The following is a 17,175-nucleotide window of genomic DNA, read 5'->3' as shown; positions in this document are numbered from 1 at the left end:
GCTAAAACAATTACTTTATTATCTTTTAACTCAAGAGTCCCAGAGTTAATTTCTAAAGTATAATTTTGATCATTTATTTTGGTAAATAAACTTGCCGTTTCTTCGTTTAAATCAAAACTTGGAGCAGTAATATTAACTGTTCCTTTTTGAAGCAATGAAACTATTGGCGCGTGGTTATTCAGCATTTGAAAACGACCATCTACTCCTGGAACAGAAATAGAAGTGATTTCTCCTGAAAATAATTTCGCTTCTGGTGATACTATTTCTAAAATCATAATTATTTAGTTAATAGTTGATGGTTGATGGTTGGTGGTTGTTTCTAACAACTGGACAACTAACAACTAACAACCAATTACGCTTCTGCCAACATTTTTTCTCCAGCCTCGATAGCTTCTTCAATAGTACCTTTAAGGTTGAAAGCTGATTCTGGCAAGTGATCTAATTCACCGTCAATAATCATATTAAATCCTTTGATAGTATCTTTGATATCAACTAATACACCTTTTAATCCAGTAAATTGCTCAGCAACGTGGAAAGGTTGAGACAAGAAACGTTGAACACGACGTGCTCTAGATACAGACAATTTATCTTCTTCAGATAATTCCTCCATACCAAGAATCGCGATAATATCTTGCAATTGTTTGTATTTTTGAAGAATTTCTTTTACTCTTTGTGCACAATCATAATGCTCATCACCAATAATGTGTGGAGCTAAAATTCTTGAAGTAGAATCTAATGGATCCACCGCAGGATAGATACCTAACTCAGCAATTTTACGGGACAATACAGTAGTAGCATCAAGGTGAGCAAATGTTGTTGCTGGCGCCGGGTCAGTTAAATCATCCGCAGGAACGTAAACCGCTTGTACAGATGTAATAGAACCTTTGTTTGTAGATGTAATACGTTCTTGCATCGCACCCATTTCAGTTGCCAATGTTGGTTGGTAACCTACCGCAGAAGGCATACGACCTAAAAGAGCCGATACCTCAGAACCTGCTTGTGTAAAACGGAAGATATTATCAACGAAGAATAATACGTCTTTTCCTTGATCAGAACCTGCTCCATCACGGAAATACTCAGCGATAGACAATCCAGAAAGTGCCACACGAGCACGAGCTCCTGGAGGCTCATTCATTTGTCCGAAAACGAAAGTAGCTTTAGACTCTCTCATTCCTGGCATATCTACTTTAGACAAATCCCATCCCCCATTTTCCATAGAGTGCATGAATTCCTCACCGTATTTAATAATTCCTGACTCCAACATCTCACGAAGTAAGTCATTCCCTTCACGTGTTCTTTCTCCTACCCCTGCGAATACAGAAAGTCCACCGTGACCTTTTGCAATATTGTTAATCAACTCCTGAATCAATACTGTTTTACCTACTCCAGCACCACCAAACAATCCAATTTTACCCCCTTTTGAGTAAGGCTCAATCAAATCGATTACTTTAATACCTGTAAATAAAACTTCAGAAGATGTAGATAAATCTTCAAATTTTGGTGCTTGCTTGTGGATTGAAGTTCCATTTTCACCTGTTTTTGGCAAAGCTGGCAAACCGTCAATTGCATCCCCAATTACGTTAAACAAACGACCGTAAACATCGGCACCGATTGGCATTTGGATAGGATTTCCTGTTCCAACTACTTCATAACCTCTGCTCAAACCATCTGTTGAGTCCATCGAAATGGTACGAACAGTGTTTTCACCAATGTGAGATTGTACTTCAAGTACTAATAATGTACCATCTTTTTTAGTGATTTCTAATGAATCATAAATTTTTGGAAGTTCAACATCTTTTCCGTTGAAAACTACATCGACTACTGGTCCAATGATTTGGGCAACTTTTCCTATTACTTTTGACATTACTTATGTGTTTATTAAATAGCTATTTAGGTTTATGAAATACAGCCCATCGAAATAGCTCGATTGGATACTTTTTTCAGAGTGCAAAGATAATTTTTTAAAATATAAAATCAATATTTTTTTTTATAAAAAAAGCTAATTTTTTATCGAATTGACTATTAAGCCGTTCCAAACTATGAAAACAAGCCGTTTTTCACTAAAATCAAAAAACCACCACGTGATAAACGGGTGGTTTTAGTAATTTATCAAAATTAAAACTATTGTATCGTTTTTGGGTATTGTATTTGGTAATTAGCCAAATCAACCTTTCTTAAGGTCGCTCCAAATTTTGTGTTAATTGCATCAACAAATAAATTAGCGATAAAAGCATATCCTCTTGCACTTGGATGAACCCCATCCAATGAAAAAGCACCTCCTGTAACATAGCCCGCAGACATGTGATAATTTCCAAAACGTACTCCAGTTGTAGACAATTGAGTCATAGCTGCTTTGGCATCAACAAAGGCCAAACCTTTTGATTCTGCAGTAGCAGCAATTGTAACATTGTAAGCATCAGTAGCTACTTTAACCTCAGCAACTTCGTTTTGGGACAATACCCATCTGTCTTGTAATGGAACAGCAGTACCGTTTCCTGCTTTTAAAAACTCCTGAGTGCTTTCTCCTTGAGAAAACAATACAATCAAATCACCCTTAGCAGTTTGTCTGTAGGACGGCAATCCTAGTCCTGCTAAATTTTTTAAATATTCATCAACAATAACAACTGAATTATTTCCCACAATAAACTTAATAGTTCTCTTTAATCTTTCTTCTTCGGTAATTAATCCTGCATTCTTAGCTCCTACTAAACCTTGATTATATGCTGCATAGGCAGAATTCAAAGCTGAAACCTGAGCCGCAACTAACGGCACTGGATTAAAAGGCACAGTTGTAAAATAAGGCAATGTCGTTACATATGGTAAATTGGCAACTACCCCTTTTGCTCCGTTGGCTGTTAAATTAGTAGCCAAAGTATTGTATACATTTGCAAAAACATTTGGATCAGTAATATCATTTCCTCCATAAGTGGAAGGATCCAAATTCCCTGTTTGGTTAACTCCAATACCCCCAGATGTTGCATATCCCAAAACATCATTTCCTCCAATAAACAAAGAGAAGAAAGTTGGAACTTGAGTCAAAGCATCTGCCAATACTGTTGCTGTCCCCGAAGTAGCAAAACGCGCATAATATGGATTTGCCTTACCTGAAGCTACACCAGCAACATTCCCATATCCTGCAGCTAATAAATGATAGCTTTTAGCTCCCGGAACACCTAAATTACTAAATGGCCCCGTAAGCTTACTAGTTACTTCTGTAGTAGGCGTACCTGTAACAGGAACTGGACCTTTACCATTAAACCAAAGTCTTGGCCCAGCAATTACATTTCCACCCAATAATAATCCACCAATATTATCTGCCATAAAAGGATTAGTAGCGGCTACTCCTCCTGCTGGAATGAATTGCTCGGCCAATATATTCACATACGAATTAGCTTGACCTGCTTTGAATAATGCTCCATCACTATAACCTGCAGCAAAGGAATCTCCTAATGCTACGTATTTTGTTAAGACTGCAGTTCCTGGTGTAATTGGCACTTCTGCCACGGTTGTTTCATCATCATTACTATCACACGCTACAAAGCTTAAAGAAGCCAGCAGTAGCCATTTGAAATTTTTTATCATATTCTATATTTTTAAGTTTTGACCTAATCTTTTTTAATTACGGATTAATTGTTAATGACGCAAACCATTGTTGCCCAATTGAACCCGCACCAATTACTTGTATATAATCTTTGCCCCCAATATTAGTCCCTCCTAATTTAAATAATAATTTATAGGCTGGAACAGCATAATTAATTTGAGCGTCAAATACAGTAGTTTCTGGAACCATTCCATCAGCAAAAGAAGATTGCCATAAATATTCTGAATTCCATCTTACATTTGTATTAAATCCAAAGTTTTTAAACAACCTTGTATTTCCCAATGAAGCTTTCACTCTATGTTTTGGAGTATTAAATCCTGTAACAAAGCCCGGATCTTGTGATTGATCAAAATCTAATTGAGAATAATTATAGTTTGCCCCCAATTCAAAGTCTTTGTATACCTTTTTAGACAAACCAACACCAAAACCTAAAGACGAAACGTCGGCTGAAGTATTCGTATATACTTGATATATTCTTCTGTCACTTCTAACCAAAGCATAAACAGGGCTCAATGGATCAGACAAATTGATTGCAGAATTAACATCACCATAATACACACCTGCTGCTCTAGTAGTATTTAAGAAATGATTATATTGATTGTAATACCCATTCAAATCCACCGATAAATCATTATTAATTACCGTACGGTATCCTAACTCGTAAGCTTTCACTTCTTCCGGACGAACCAACTTTGCATTTGCCGATTGCAATAAAGCTGCAGCCCCAGCAACATCAGAAGGATTTGCAGCCAATGCAGCTCCAAACGCCTGAACAGAAGTCAAGGTATAAGAATTATTATAAGCATTCGTACCATCCATAGTAACAGTAGCAGCTGCTCCAGCCGCTTGACCTGATGAACTTACATTTCTAATTTCAGAATAACGAACTAAGTTTTCTGGAGCCGAACCAATTAAAGCAAATGGTCCTAAGTCAAGTCCGATATATTGATCTTGTGTTGTAGGATTTCTAAAACCTGTTTGGTAAGACGCTCTAAAGTTGTGATTCTTTTGCTCTCCAGCAGAGTAAACAAAAGATACTCTTGGCGAAACATTTCCGTCAAAGTTTTGACTTTTATCATAACGAATAGAAGCAACTACTTTCAAACGATCATCCATAAACAATTTGGATGCTTGTGTATAAACTCCATACTCATTGTAACGAATTGGCCCATCATAATCAGTAAAAATAGATCCGCTAGAATTCATTTCATATTGACGAGCAGAACCTCCTACTTGAACTTCAGCAAACTTAATTAAGTCTCTGAAGTTATAATTAACATCTGAATGATAAATTTTGGATTGATCGGTAAATTTTGCTCCTTTTGTAAAATCAGGATCACTTTTTACAGTATTTAATGCATTTGTAAATTCAGGAGATCCAGGTTCAAATCTTGCCCCTCTAGGTGCTGAAGGATCAGCTGGATCAATATTAGGAACTAAATTCAGCCCTGGCGACACATTGGTATCAGCAAAAGTTCTTGCATAATTTGCGGCTTCATTACCATCAAGTCCCAAAACAGCAGAAGACAATTGAAACGACGTAGCATAATCAGTAAACCAGTTCGTATCCGATTTAGCCGCTCTTTGCACATTCCAACCCGCAAAGCGCATATCATAAGAATTACCAGCATCTTCAGCAGAACGATACGCTCTAGCAAAAAAGTTTCTTCCTTTTATTTCAATTTTGGTTTGACTCATAAAAAAATCATTCAAAGCATATCTATTCGCTCCTTGGTAAATAGTATTTCCCATACCTAATTTATATTGAAGCGAGATTTCAGTATCATCAGCCCAAGGTCTGATATGCAAAGAGAAATCCGCTTTAACACTATTCACTTTATTGTCATTCAAATCTTTTTCACGATATCCAGTTCTACTTACCTGTCCAACATTGTTGATAAAAGTAGTCACCTCATCTCCATAAATATTCAAACCGTCATAATTTTGATTTCCATCATGACCAATAGAACCACCTGTCATACTTCTTCTGTCATCGGCAATCCATTCGGTAGCCTTCATGTAATTGAAGTTAGCTTTTACAGCAAAATATTTATTAAAAGCAGTAGCTGCTCTAATTCCCATATCAAAATAATCATTGGTACCGGCAACATCTTGTGAAGTTTGTCCATATTTCACATAAGAACTGATTCCTTGATTTGTAAAAGGATTTTTACTGTTCATAAATAAAATTCCATTGAACGCATTTGCACCATATAAAGCGGATGATGCTCCTGGCAAAAGTTCTACACTAGCCACATCAATATCAGAAAGACCAATTAAGTTTCCTAACACAAAGTTCAATGCAGGAGACGAGTTATCCATACCGTCCACTAATTGCATAAAACGAGTATTCCCAACTGCGGCAAATCCTCTGGTATTTACTGTTTTGAAAGAGATACTACTAGTATTAAATTGCACTTCTTTTAAATTTTCCAAACCATCATAGAAAGTTGGAGCCGTAGTGCTTTTTACTTGTGCAATTCCCATTCTCTCAATAGTAACAGGTGATTGAAGCACTCTTTCGGGCGCACGTGAAGCGGAAACCACAATTTCATTCAATTTCGTTTCTTCCGAATTAAGTTTCACTTGGACTTTTTGCGATATTGATTCTACTTTTACGCTGGATGCACTATGCCCAACTGCAGTAACATCAATAGAAAAAGGAGGTGTTTGTTTGGTAGTCAAAACAAAAGATCCGTCATAATCTGACGTTGTCCCTTCATTCGATCCAGCCATTTTAATACTAGCACCTGGAACAGGATGATTATTTTCATCAGTAACAACACCTTTGATAGAATTTTGCGCAAAAGATATGCTACAAAAAAACAATGTCAAAAAAAGCAAATACAATCTCATCTGGTAAATTTTAGTAAGTTAGTGGCGCCAAATTACACATATTTTTTAATTATCAATAATAAATATAAAAATATTTATCATTATTATTAGCTAATAGACTCATTAATTAACAATTCAATATTTTAATATTTTGCGTATTTAACAACAAAACAATGAGTTAATCGCAAAAAATACTATGCATACATAACAATTTAATACTTCTGTTATATTTATCATAAAAATTACAACGATTTCGTAAAAAGTATAAAGCAAAAAAAAGCGAGATATAAATCTCGCTTTTTCTAAAAATTATACAATTATTCGTTATTCAACAGTAACTGATTTTGCTAAATTTCTAGGCTGATCAACATTACAACCTCTCATAACAGCAATATGATAAGATAAAAGCTGTAACGGTATAGTTGTTATCAACGGCGACAATGCATCTGATGTTTCAGGTATCTCAATAACATAATCCGCCAATTCACGAACTTGAGTATCGCCTTTAGTAACAACAGCTATTATTTTTCCGCTTCTGGATTTAATTTCTTGAATATTACTAACAATTTTATCATAATGCCCTTGCTTTGGAGCAATAACGATAACAGGCATCAATTCATCAATTAAAGCAATTGGTCCATGTTTCATTTCAGCAGCAGGATAACCTTCAGCATGTATGTATGAAATCTCTTTTAATTTTAAAGCCCCTTCTAGTGCCACTGGAAAATTATATCCACGTCCTAAATACAAACAATTAGGAGCATCTTTAAAAATAGCCGCAATCTCTTTGGCTTTTTCATTAGTTTGCAATGTTTCTTTAACTTTTTCCGGAATGATTTCCAATTCTTGCAAATATGTATGAAAATCAGACTGCGTCAAAGTTCCTTTGGCCTTAGCCAATCGTAATGCCAACATTGTTAACACCGTAATTTGAGTTGTAAATGCTTTTGTCGAAGCCACACCAATTTCTGGACCAGCATGAGTATATGCCCCAGCATGTGTTTCTCTCGAAATAGACGAGCCTACAACATTACATACTCCAAAAACAAATGCTCCATGCTCTTTTGCCAATTTTATAGCCGCCATAGTATCGGCTGTTTCACCAGATTGTGAAATAGCAATAACAATGTCTTTACTGTTTATAATAGGGTTTCTATATCTAAACTCAGAAGCATATTCAACTTCAACTGGGATTCTGGCAAATTCTTCGATTATATACTCAGCCACTAAACCAGCATGCCAAGAGGTGCCACAAGCCACAATTATAATACGATCTGCATTTAGAAATTTCTCAAGATTATCTTCAATTCCAGCCATTTGAATTATTCCTTCATTGGCATGTAATCTTCCTCTATAAGTATCCTTAATTACACTTGGTTGCTCATAGATTTCTTTCAACATAAAATGATCGTAACCACCTTTCTCAATTTGCTCCAAGTTCATTTGAAGCTCTTGAATATACGGATCAACAATGGAATCATCTTTAATTTTACGAACTTTCATCGTTTTATGCAATCTGATGTTAGCCATTTCACCATCTTCAAGATATACAGCATTTGATGTGTATTCAATAAATGGTGATGCATCTGAAGCAATGAAATATTCACCTTCACCAATTCCAATTGCCAACGGACTTCCTAATCTTGCCGCAACAATTTCATTTGGGTTTTTTTTATCAAAAACAGCAATAGCATAAGCCCCTACTACTTGATTTAATGCTACCTGAACTGCTTTTCCAAGTTTCAGTTTTTCGTTTTTCTGAACCTCCTCAATAAGGTTAATCAAAACCTCAGAATCTGTATCTGATGTAAAAGTGTAGCCTCTTTTTATCAGCTCCACTTTCAACGGAGCATAATTCTCAATGATTCCGTTATGAATTATCACTAAATCACCAGAATTAGAAACGTGGGGATGTGAGTTAACATCATTTGGCACACCATGAGTGGCCCAACGTGTATGTCCAATACCGATAGTTCCATTTGTGGTTATTTCATTTTGGGCCTTAACTTCCAGATCAGAAACTTTTCCCTTGGTCTTTGACAATTTAATCGTCTCACCATCATACAACATCACACCTGCACTATCATACCCGCGATATTCAAGCCTTTTTAATCCCTTTATAACTATAGGATAAGCCTCTCTATGACCAATATATCCAACTATTCCACACATATTTTTATCTTAATTAGGTTTTGTATAATAAATTTCAAATTTTAATCTTTTGTTATAATTCTTATCATCTGTTGGAATATTATTACCAAAGACAATAGATCCTAGTGGATTCATAACTGAAGCCATTGGCACTTTTAAAGGAAAACCTGCTTTGTCCCTTAAAGTATAAAAACTGGATTTACTTATATCTTCAGTAACCACTAAGCCTAAGTCAACATTAGTAGAATCTTTATACTTCACGAGATTTCTAATATGGTCAGTAATCCTGAATTTATAATATGAACCTCCTCCGTCTGTCGCAGATCTCTTGAATAGAATTCCCCCGAAGATAAATTTACTATTTTTTATATTAGAGGAAACAACTGAAGTCTCCATGTAATCTACCAATATTTGGCTATTTTTAAAATCATACAAATAAATTCTTTGCGGTACATAACTCGTTCCCATTGCATCCGAATTTAGATTAAACGTCAAACTAGCTTCATTGATAAGATATTTGTTTCTTCTCATGTCGTCCAACTCATCCGAAACCCCATTTGGAGCATCAGTCAATTCATATCCATGATTGTCAGTGGAACTGAATAATTTCAATATCGACATGGAACCCTCACCTCCTTTAAGATACAAATTTGGGTCACCTTTTACTTTATCAACATTAGCCTCTGTAGTTGCACTTGTATAATTGGCATTTGTATTGCTTTGATCCAACAAACTAACCGTATGTCCTGACAAATTCAATACTAATGTTTTATCAGTAGCTACTGAATTTATAGTCTCTGTATACGTTACTGTTATTTTCCCATCACCGAAATCAAGCATCGCCATATTCCCAGGATTGCCGATAGTCTCAATATTGAAGAACAATCCTCTAAAATAATTTTTGAATGCAGTGTTATCCGTTAATGACCCGGCTGGTGCTTTAATAATTTTATTTAGGAAAAAATCATTATTCAAGTTTAGTTTCATTCCCGGAGGTGTTCTTGTTGTAACTTCAGTACCACTGGAGTTAGTAGTCTTTACAACATGCTCTGCTGGGTCAAAAAAGAATTCAAGATTTTCAGCCTTATTAGTACCATCATTCAAAGCTGCTCCAATTTTAGCCTGATTAAAATCAGAAAATTGGTTATTAAAATACTTTTGAGGCTGAGAGAATTGTTCCTCAGGATCTAAATCCCTCATAAAATATCCAGACTCATAAACACTCAGTTTCATTTTTGCCTTATCAGGGCCATAAATAGAATCCAATACGTAGGTGCCGTTTCCATTCTCATCCGTTTTAGTCTTAGTGCTAAAATAAGGGATAGTCAACACTACACTTTTTATTTTGGCTGAACTATCAAAAGTAGGATTAGCAGAGACTAAGGCAAGCTGTGTTACAAAATTAGCATTAGTTGTGCCAAAAGAAGGATTATCATAAACTCCTAGAGGGTTAGTTTTTAAATTATTAGATTGAATTGGCCCCAGTTTTTGATTATATGCAACAACAGGATATTCACTCTTTAATATATCAAAAGAATTATCACCTATCAGATCTTCACCTACAACATTAAATTCTTTATCACAGGAATTAAAAAGAACAATAAACAAAAGGAAAGCAATTGTTTTAAAAAAAGAATTTTTAAGCATATTATTTTGTAAAATATTGATTTATAACAACATATTCGCATAGAATTCGGTATAAGCCACCGAGAATTCGTCTTTAAGTTTCAAAGGTAGAAAAGGTTTGTTGGAAGATTCTATAAATTTTGTTAAACTTGGAGAGAGTCCATCAGAAGCAATAATAACAGCATCAGAATTACGAATAGTAGTTTTTATAATGTTTTCATAATTTGGAACTTCCAATTCCGCAATGGCTTCATCAGGAATACCATCAAAACGCACTTTATTAATCATTTCGGCATCCAATGATCCATCAAAAGACTGACTGTAAACCGAAGTAACTATTTTAGTATCTGAAAACAATGCTTCATTTTTATAAAAATGCTTCATGTAAACCGGTAACATAGCAGCCATCCAACCGTGAACGTGGATAATGTCAGGAACCCAATTTAACTTTTTAACTGTCTCTACAACGCCTTTGGCAAAAAAGATAGCACGCTCATCATTATCAGGATACATTACCCCTTCCTCATCAGCAAAAGTTGCTTTTCTTTTAAAATATTCTTCGTTATCGATAAAATAAACTTGTATTCTCTCTTTTGGAATAGAAGCTACTTTAATAATTAGAGGCATATCCAAATCATTCACCACCAAATTCATTCCAGACAACCTAATCACTTCATGTAATTGGTGTCTTCTCTCGTTAATATTTCCATACCTTGGCATAAAAATTCTAATTTGCCCTCCTTGATCATTAATCATTTTTGGTACGTCATAAGACATTAATGAAACCTCATTTTCAGCGAGATAAGGCACAACTTCAGATGATACGTATAATATCCTCTTATCTTTCATAGTATAAATTGATTAATTATTGGCAATAAAAACCACGCAAAATTACAAAAATTTATGCAGTTATGGACTAAAATATTAAGTTTGCACCTAATTTAAACAAAACGACCATGCAAATTTTCTATGGAAAAGCGGCTTTAATGGAATATCTTACCTCCATAAAGACTACAAATTCTTCAATTGGATTTGTTCCGACAATGGGTGCTTTGCATGAGGGACATCAGTCGTTAATGCTTCAATCTACTAAGGAAAATGACATAACTGTTGTTAGTATTTTTGTGAATCCAACGCAATTTAACAATCCTGAGGACTTGGAAAAATATCCACGCACTTTGGAAACCGACATAATAAAAATTGCCAGCATCAATCCAGACATTATCGTTTTTGCCCCTACAGTTGACGACATGTATGAAGGAAAAACCTTATCCCAATCTTTTGATTTTGACGGATTGGAAAATAAAATGGAAGGAAAGTTTAGACCGGGACATTTTGATGGTGTAGGAACCATCGTAAAACGCCTTTTTGAAATCGTAAAACCAACAAAAGCTTATTTTGGTGAAAAAGATTTTCAACAGGTGCAAATAGTCAAAAAGATGGTTGAAAAAAACCAGTTACCAGTAATCATTATTGTTTGCCCTATTTACAGAGAAATCAATAACTTAGCTATGAGTTCTCGAAATGAACGCTTAACTTTGCACGAAAGAGAAGAAGCTGCAATCATCTATAAAATATTAAACGAAGCCAAAGCAAAATTTTCAAAAAGTAGCGCTGAAAAAACAACCCAATGGGTTAATAATGAATTCAAAAAAAACAAAACATTTACTTTAGAATACTTCGAAATTGCAGACGAGAAAACACTTACCACATGCAAACGAAAAAATAAAAACAAAAAATATCGAGCTTTCATAGCAGTATTTGTCAATAATATCCGATTAATAGACACCATTTCATTAAATTAAAATACCATGCACATTCAAGTTGTTAAATCAAAAATTCACCGAGTAAGAGTCACAGGAGCCGACTTAAATTACATCGGAAGTATCACTATAGACGAAGCATTATTAGAAGCAGCAAACATAATAGAAGGCGAAAAAGTATCCATTGTTAACATAAATAACGGAGAACGTTTTGACACTTATGCCATTGTTGGCGAAAAAAATTCGGGAATAATTACTTTAAATGGTCCAGCGGCACGTAAAGTACAAAAGGACGATATCATCATCATCATTTCGTATGCTACACTAGAATTCGAAGAAGCCAAAACCTTTAAACCTTGGATTGTTTTTCCAAACGAAAAAGACAATTCATTGACTTAACAGTTTATCCATTTCTCCTTTGTCAATACATTAAATAATTGTTTATATTGCTAACCTCTTTTATCATAAAATAACCAACCCCAATTATTATTATGAAACATTTATTTATCGTATTACTGTCCTTTTTTTCTGTTTCTTGTTTTTCACAAATAAAAATCATCAATTACGAATCGGTAAAGCTTCAGGGAAAAAGAGAACTTTATGTTTCTTTGCCTGCTTCTTATGAAAAAAACCCAACCAAAAGATACCCACTATTAATTTTAATGGATGGCGATTATTTGCTAAATCCCTTTTTGGGAACTTTAACCTATGGAGCTCATTGGGACGATTTACCTGAAGTAATTATTGTAGGAATTAGTCAAGGCCAAAACAATCAAAGATCAATTGATTGTGGCTTGGACGAAGTGACAGGAATGCCAGATGGGAAAAGTGTAGATTTCTTTGATTTCATATCTCTGGAACTTATCCCTTTCATACAACATGACTATAGAACCACTAATTTCAAAATTATTGCCGGACACGATATAACCGCCGCCTTTTCAAATTTCTTTTTATATAAAGACAACCCATTATTCAATGCCTATATTTGTTTAAGCCCTGAGTTACCAGTAAATATGGAAGATGAATTACCTGATTTACTGGCCTCTACGAAACAACCTGTTTTTTATTATCTCTCTACTGCAGATGGTGATAATAAAAAAATGCAAGAAAGAATTAAAAAATTTGATTCCAAAACTCAAACCATTAAAAATCCAAATTTGAATTACAAGTTTGAAAATTTTAATGATGCCTCCCATTTCTCACTGGTTTTACATTCCATTCCGACAGCTTTGTACCAAATTTTTGCAGTGGCTCAACCTATTTCCGTTTTGGAATACGACACAAAAATCGTGACTCTAAAAGAAGGATATGTTGATTATTTAAAAAGTAAATATGACATAATTGAAAATTCCTTTGGTATAAAAAGCCCAATTCGAATCACTGATTTCAAAGCCATTGAGGCAGCAATCATAGAAAACAAAGATTATAACGAATTGGACGCTTTGGCGATTCTTGCCGATAAAAACTACCCAAAAAGCATGTTGGGTGATTATCAGCTGGCAACTATGTTTGAAAAAAAAGGCGATAATCCAAGAGCAGTTCGCTACTACATGTCTGGTTTTAATAAAGAAGAAATTGCCGATCTTACCAAAGATATGATGTTTGCCAAAGCCGAAGAGTTGAAAAAAACCTTCGCCAAAAAACCAAAAATAAAAGGAAAAGTAGGTCAAGTTGAATCCAAAGAAGAAGTCATTGAAGAAACTCCCGCAGCTGACATTCCAGTTACCGAAGAAAAAAAACAATAATAATGGCCAAAGTAAAAACAACTTTTTTTTGCCAGAATTGCGGAGCACAATATGCCAAATGGCAAGGACAATGCAATTCCTGTAAAGAATGGAATACTATTGCCGAAGAAATTATACAAAAACAGGAAAAAGTTGCTTGGAAAAGCGAATCATCTGCAACCAGTAAAGCACCAAAACCTTTACGAATCAACGAAATCGACAGTGCCGAAGAAATTCGTCTCGACACAACCGACAACGAATTAAACAGAGTTTTGGGTGGCGGAATCGTTCCTGGTTCTCTGATTCTTTTAGGAGGTGAACCAGGGATTGGAAAAAGCACTCTTCTGTTACAAATTTCATTAAAATTACCCTATAAAACGCTTTATGTTTCTGGGGAAGAAAGCCAAAAGCAAATCAAGATGCGTGCCGAACGCATTACTCCAAACGGAGACAATTGCTATATTCTTACCGAAACCAAAACACAGAATATCTTCAAACAAATAGAAGCCATACAACCCGAAATTGTCATAATCGATTCGATTCAGACACTGCATACCGATTATATTGAATCAACCGCAGGAAGCATTTCCCAAATTAGGGAAACCACAGCCGAATTGATCAAATTTGCCAAAGAAACCAATATTCCAGTTATTTTAATTGGGCATATCACCAAAGACGGAACCATTGCAGGACCCAAAATTTTGGAACATATGGTCGACACCGTACTTCAGTTTGAAGGCGATCGCAATCATGTCTATCGAATTTTACGTTCATTGAAAAACCGTTTTGGATCAACTGCCGAAATCGGGATTTACGAAATGCTAGGCAGCGGATTGCGAGAAGTATCCAATCCGTCCGAAATATTGATTTCACACAAAGATGAAGAACTTTCAGGAACAGCCATTGCCACCACGCTCGAAGGCATGCGCCCCTTAATGATCGAAATACAATCCTTGGTAAGCACAGCTGTTTATGGAACTCCACAACGAAGCACCACAGGTTACAACGCCAAAAGATTGAATATGATTTTGGCAGTATTGGAAAAAAGAGCCGGTTTTAGGCTTGGTGCCAAAGACGTTTTCCTGAATGTTACCGGAGGAATTTCGGTTGATGATCCTGCTATTGATTTGGCTGTTGTCGCTGCCATTTTATCTTCTAATGAAGACATTCCTGTCGAAAAAGGTTTTTGTTTTGCCGGCGAAGTTGGGCTTTCGGGTGAAATCCGTCCTGTGAACCGTGTTGACCAGCGCATTCAGGAAGCTGAAAAATTAGGCTTTTCGACTATTTTTGTATCCAAATACAATAAAATTGCCTTGAAAAATACTGGTATAAAAATTCAATTGGTTGCCAAAATAGAGGATGTGGCTAGCCAGCTATTTGGCTAAAATCAAAATAAACACATCAAAAAATCAATTAGAAAGTTTAACAGCTATTTCACAAGTTTGCACTGATTTATTTGTGTAAATTTGAAATCTTTTTTTTAAAAACCTTTTCCTACTTCAAACATGAGAACTAACAAACAAAAGTTTTTATTAGCTTCCAAAATACTTGGAATCGTTATCGCCTTACTCTTAATTGGCTTTCTTGTGTTTAGAGATGAACTTTTAGATCAAGCCATCGATAAAGTTTCCACAACAATGAAACTGGAATACAATAGTAATTTTGCCATAAAAAAAGCGTCTTTCGACGGTATCTCAGGCATAGAATTAGACGAAATCACTTTGGCTCCTAAAGATCTGGACACAATTTTTAAAATTCAAAAAATAAAAACAAACGTCAATTTATGGCGGTTACTGATTGGCGATGTTCAACTCGGAACTCTTGAAATAAAAAATGGTTATGTCCAACTAACCAAAAAAGGAAAGATTAAAAACTTTGGTGCGTTTTTAAAAAGAGACAAAAACGAACCAAAAAACACCTCCAAAAGAGATTATGCAGAATTTGCCTATCGCATTATCAGCAAAGTTCTCAACCTAGTCCCAACAGATATGACTCTTGAAAATTTAGTTTTCAAGCTCGATGACAATGGCAAAAAAGCAACTGTTAACTTCAAAAAATTAACTTTATATCAAACCAAACTAGAATCATCCATCGAGGTACAAACCAATACTTTTGCCCAAAGATGGAGAATCAATGGAATAGCAGATCCCAGAAATAAAAAGGGAGACCTTCATTTTTTTAACATTGATACCGGAGCTATCAAAGTTCCTTATTTTGACGAGCGCTACAACCTAAAAGCCAGTTTTGACTCGATTCGATTTAATGTTCAAAACATTGACATGAGTAGCGGTGAATTACACTTTGATGGCTATAGTTCCATTTCTAATTTAAAAATGAACCATAAAAGGATCGCTAATAAAGATGTCAATATCAAAAATGCTCGATTTGATTTCCGATTTTTATTAGGTTCAGATTTTATATCTATTGACAGCAGTTCAACTTTTCAGTTTAACAAAATAAAAATACACCCATACATTTCGTATAGCACCGAAAAAGATACCGTTTACAGACTAAAAATCACCACTCCAAAAATGAAAACCCAGGATTTTATCACTTCATTGCCAGATGGATTGTTTACCCATTTTCAAGGTATGGAAGCCACCGGTGATTTTGATTATAAATTGGATTTCAAATACAACAAAAACAAACCACACACCATAGTTTTCAAGAGTAATGTAAACAAACAAAATGTAAAAATCACAAAATATGGAAACATTGATTTAGCCAAATTAAACGGAGAATTCACTTATCGAGCCATCGACAGGGGCATTCCTCAACGGCCCGTATTTGTTGGCACAAGCAATCCGTATTACACGCCATTAGACCAAATTTCGCCTTATCTGCAAAAATGTGTTTTAACCTCTGAAGATCCGTCTTTTATGTCCCATCGCGGGTTTATCAATGAAGCGTTCAAACAGTCGATTCTTAAAAATATCCGTACCAAAAAATTCTCTCGTGGCGCAAGTACGATTAGTATGCAATTGGTGAAAAACGTTTTCCTTACCAGAGAAAAAACCCTGTCGAGAAAACTGGAGGAAATTCTTTTGGTGTATATTATAGAAAACAACCGAATCACGAGCAAACAACGTATGCTGGAGGTTTATTTTAACATCATCGAATGGGGGCCAAACGTATATGGAATTGGCGAAGCGGCCGAATTCTATTTCCAGAAAAGACCTGCCGATTTGAATGTACAGGAATGTTTATTCCTTGCTACGATAATCCCAAAACCAAAGAAATTCATGTGGCAATTTGACCAGGAAGGTTTGCAAAAGGCCTACGCTGTCAAACACCAAACTTTCTTGAGAAATCTCATGTTTCGCCGTGGTTTATTGGTTCCCGAAGACACAATTGGTTTGTCTGCGCCCATAACGCTTACAGGCCGTGCGCATTCGTTATTGAACATTAAAGTAAAAGACACAACAGTTATTGATTCTTTGAAAGTAATAGAAGAGTTTGATTTTTAAAAATTAAA

12 protein-coding genes are annotated in these 17,175 nt (G+C 35.3%); 5 read left to right on the top strand and 7 right to left on the bottom strand.

Going from position 1 to position 17,175, the window contains the following annotated elements; genetic code table 11:
* From B0E44_RS18200 to B0E44_RS18170, 7 genes are all read right to left on the bottom strand, one after another.
* On the bottom strand, positions 1 to 275 hold a 275-nt coding region (locus B0E44_RS18200; protein ID WP_077378776.1), incomplete at its 3' end, for a F0F1 ATP synthase subunit epsilon.
* 77 nt (positions 276 to 352) lie between these two features.
* A complete protein-coding gene (atpD, locus tag B0E44_RS18195) occupies positions 353 to 1,864 on the bottom strand; it encodes a F0F1 ATP synthase subunit beta (protein ID WP_077378773.1) in 1,512 nt (503 codons plus the stop codon).
* Between the two features lie 257 nt (positions 1,865 to 2,121).
* Positions 2,122 to 3,582, bottom strand: a complete 1,461-nt coding sequence (locus tag B0E44_RS18190) for a G-D-S-L family lipolytic protein (RefSeq protein ID WP_077378770.1) — start codon at positions 3,580 to 3,582, stop codon at positions 2,122 to 2,124.
* A gap of 37 nt (positions 3,583 to 3,619) precedes the next feature.
* Positions 3,620 to 6,457 carry a TonB-dependent receptor gene (locus tag B0E44_RS18185; protein ID WP_077378767.1) on the bottom strand — a complete coding sequence of 946 codons (2,838 nt, stop codon included), beginning with the start codon at positions 6,455 to 6,457 and terminating at the stop codon, positions 3,620 to 3,622.
* Positions 6,458 to 6,760: 303 nt separating this feature from the next.
* Positions 6,761 to 8,608 (bottom strand): glutamine--fructose-6-phosphate transaminase (isomerizing), encoded by a 1,848-nt coding sequence (gene glmS / locus B0E44_RS18180; protein WP_077378764.1) that lies wholly within the window; start codon positions 8,606 to 8,608, stop codon positions 6,761 to 6,763.
* 9 nt (positions 8,609 to 8,617) lie between these two features.
* On the bottom strand, positions 8,618 to 10,234 hold the full coding sequence (locus B0E44_RS18175) for a DUF4270 domain-containing protein (RefSeq protein ID WP_077378761.1): 1,617 nt from the start codon (positions 10,232 to 10,234) through the stop codon (positions 8,618 to 8,620).
* Positions 10,235 to 10,255: 21 nt separating this feature from the next.
* On the bottom strand, positions 10,256 to 11,062 hold the full coding sequence (locus B0E44_RS18170; RefSeq protein WP_077378758.1) for a glycogen/starch synthase: 807 nt from the start codon (positions 11,060 to 11,062) through the stop codon (positions 10,256 to 10,258).
* Between the two features lie 107 nt (positions 11,063 to 11,169).
* On the opposite strand from B0E44_RS18170, the gene panC reads away from it, so the two are divergent.
* From panC to B0E44_RS18145, 5 genes are all read left to right on the top strand, one after another.
* Entirely contained in the window at positions 11,170 to 12,018 is an 849-nt protein-coding gene (panC, locus tag B0E44_RS18165) for a pantoate--beta-alanine ligase (RefSeq protein ID WP_077378755.1), read from the top strand.
* A 6-nt stretch (positions 12,019 to 12,024) separates the two neighbouring features.
* Positions 12,025 to 12,375, top strand: a complete 351-nt coding sequence (gene panD / locus B0E44_RS18160; protein WP_077378752.1) for an aspartate 1-decarboxylase — start codon at positions 12,025 to 12,027, stop codon at positions 12,373 to 12,375.
* Positions 12,376 to 12,467: 92 nt separating this feature from the next.
* A complete protein-coding gene (locus B0E44_RS18155) occupies positions 12,468 to 13,721 on the top strand; it encodes an alpha/beta hydrolase (protein ID WP_077378749.1) in 1,254 nt (417 codons plus the stop codon).
* A 2-nt stretch (positions 13,722 to 13,723) separates the two neighbouring features.
* The gene (radA, locus tag B0E44_RS18150; RefSeq protein ID WP_077378746.1) at positions 13,724 to 15,085 is read left to right on the top strand and encodes a DNA repair protein RadA; all 1,362 of its coding nucleotides are present in this window, start codon (positions 13,724 to 13,726) and stop codon (positions 15,083 to 15,085) included.
* 120 nt (positions 15,086 to 15,205) lie between these two features.
* The gene (locus B0E44_RS18145) at positions 15,206 to 17,167 is read left to right on the top strand and encodes a transglycosylase domain-containing protein (RefSeq protein ID WP_077378743.1); all 1,962 of its coding nucleotides are present in this window, start codon (positions 15,206 to 15,208) and stop codon (positions 17,165 to 17,167) included.
* The last annotated feature ends 8 nt before the right edge of the window (positions 17,168 to 17,175 follow it).

The sequence above is a fragment of the Flavobacterium sp. A45 genome, from assembly GCF_002001005.1.
GTDB lineage: Bacteria > Bacteroidota > Bacteroidia > Flavobacteriales > Flavobacteriaceae > Flavobacterium.
This window is presented reverse-complemented; position numbering and strand designations above follow the sequence as displayed.

Bases quoted from the DNA above. Each gene is read 5' to 3' on its own strand.
- panC (WP_077378755.1), top strand. From the start codon at position 11,170: ATGCAAATTTTCTATGGAAAAGCGGCTTTAATGGAATATCTTACCTCC.
- glmS (WP_077378764.1), bottom strand. From the start codon at position 8,608: ATGTGTGGAATAGTTGGATATATTGGTCATAGAGAGGCTTATCCTATA.
- B0E44_RS18155 (WP_077378749.1), top strand. From the start codon at position 12,468: ATGAAACATTTATTTATCGTATTACTGTCCTTTTTTTCTGTTTCTTGT.
- B0E44_RS18170 (WP_077378758.1), bottom strand. From the start codon at position 11,062: ATGAAAGATAAGAGGATATTATACGTATCATCTGAAGTTGTGCCTTAT.
- B0E44_RS18145 (WP_077378743.1), top strand. From the start codon at position 15,206: ATGAGAACTAACAAACAAAAGTTTTTATTAGCTTCCAAAATACTTGGA.
- B0E44_RS18185 (WP_077378767.1), bottom strand. From the start codon at position 6,457: ATGAGATTGTATTTGCTTTTTTTGACATTGTTTTTTTGTAGCATATCT.
- panD (WP_077378752.1), top strand. From the start codon at position 12,025: ATGCACATTCAAGTTGTTAAATCAAAAATTCACCGAGTAAGAGTCACA.
- B0E44_RS18190 (WP_077378770.1), bottom strand. From the start codon at position 3,582: ATGATAAAAAATTTCAAATGGCTACTGCTGGCTTCTTTAAGCTTTGTA.
- B0E44_RS18175 (WP_077378761.1), bottom strand. From the start codon at position 10,234: ATGCTTAAAAATTCTTTTTTTAAAACAATTGCTTTCCTTTTGTTTATT.
- atpD (WP_077378773.1), bottom strand. From the start codon at position 1,864: ATGTCAAAAGTAATAGGAAAAGTTGCCCAAATCATTGGACCAGTAGTC.
- radA (WP_077378746.1), top strand. From the start codon at position 13,724: ATGGCCAAAGTAAAAACAACTTTTTTTTGCCAGAATTGCGGAGCACAA.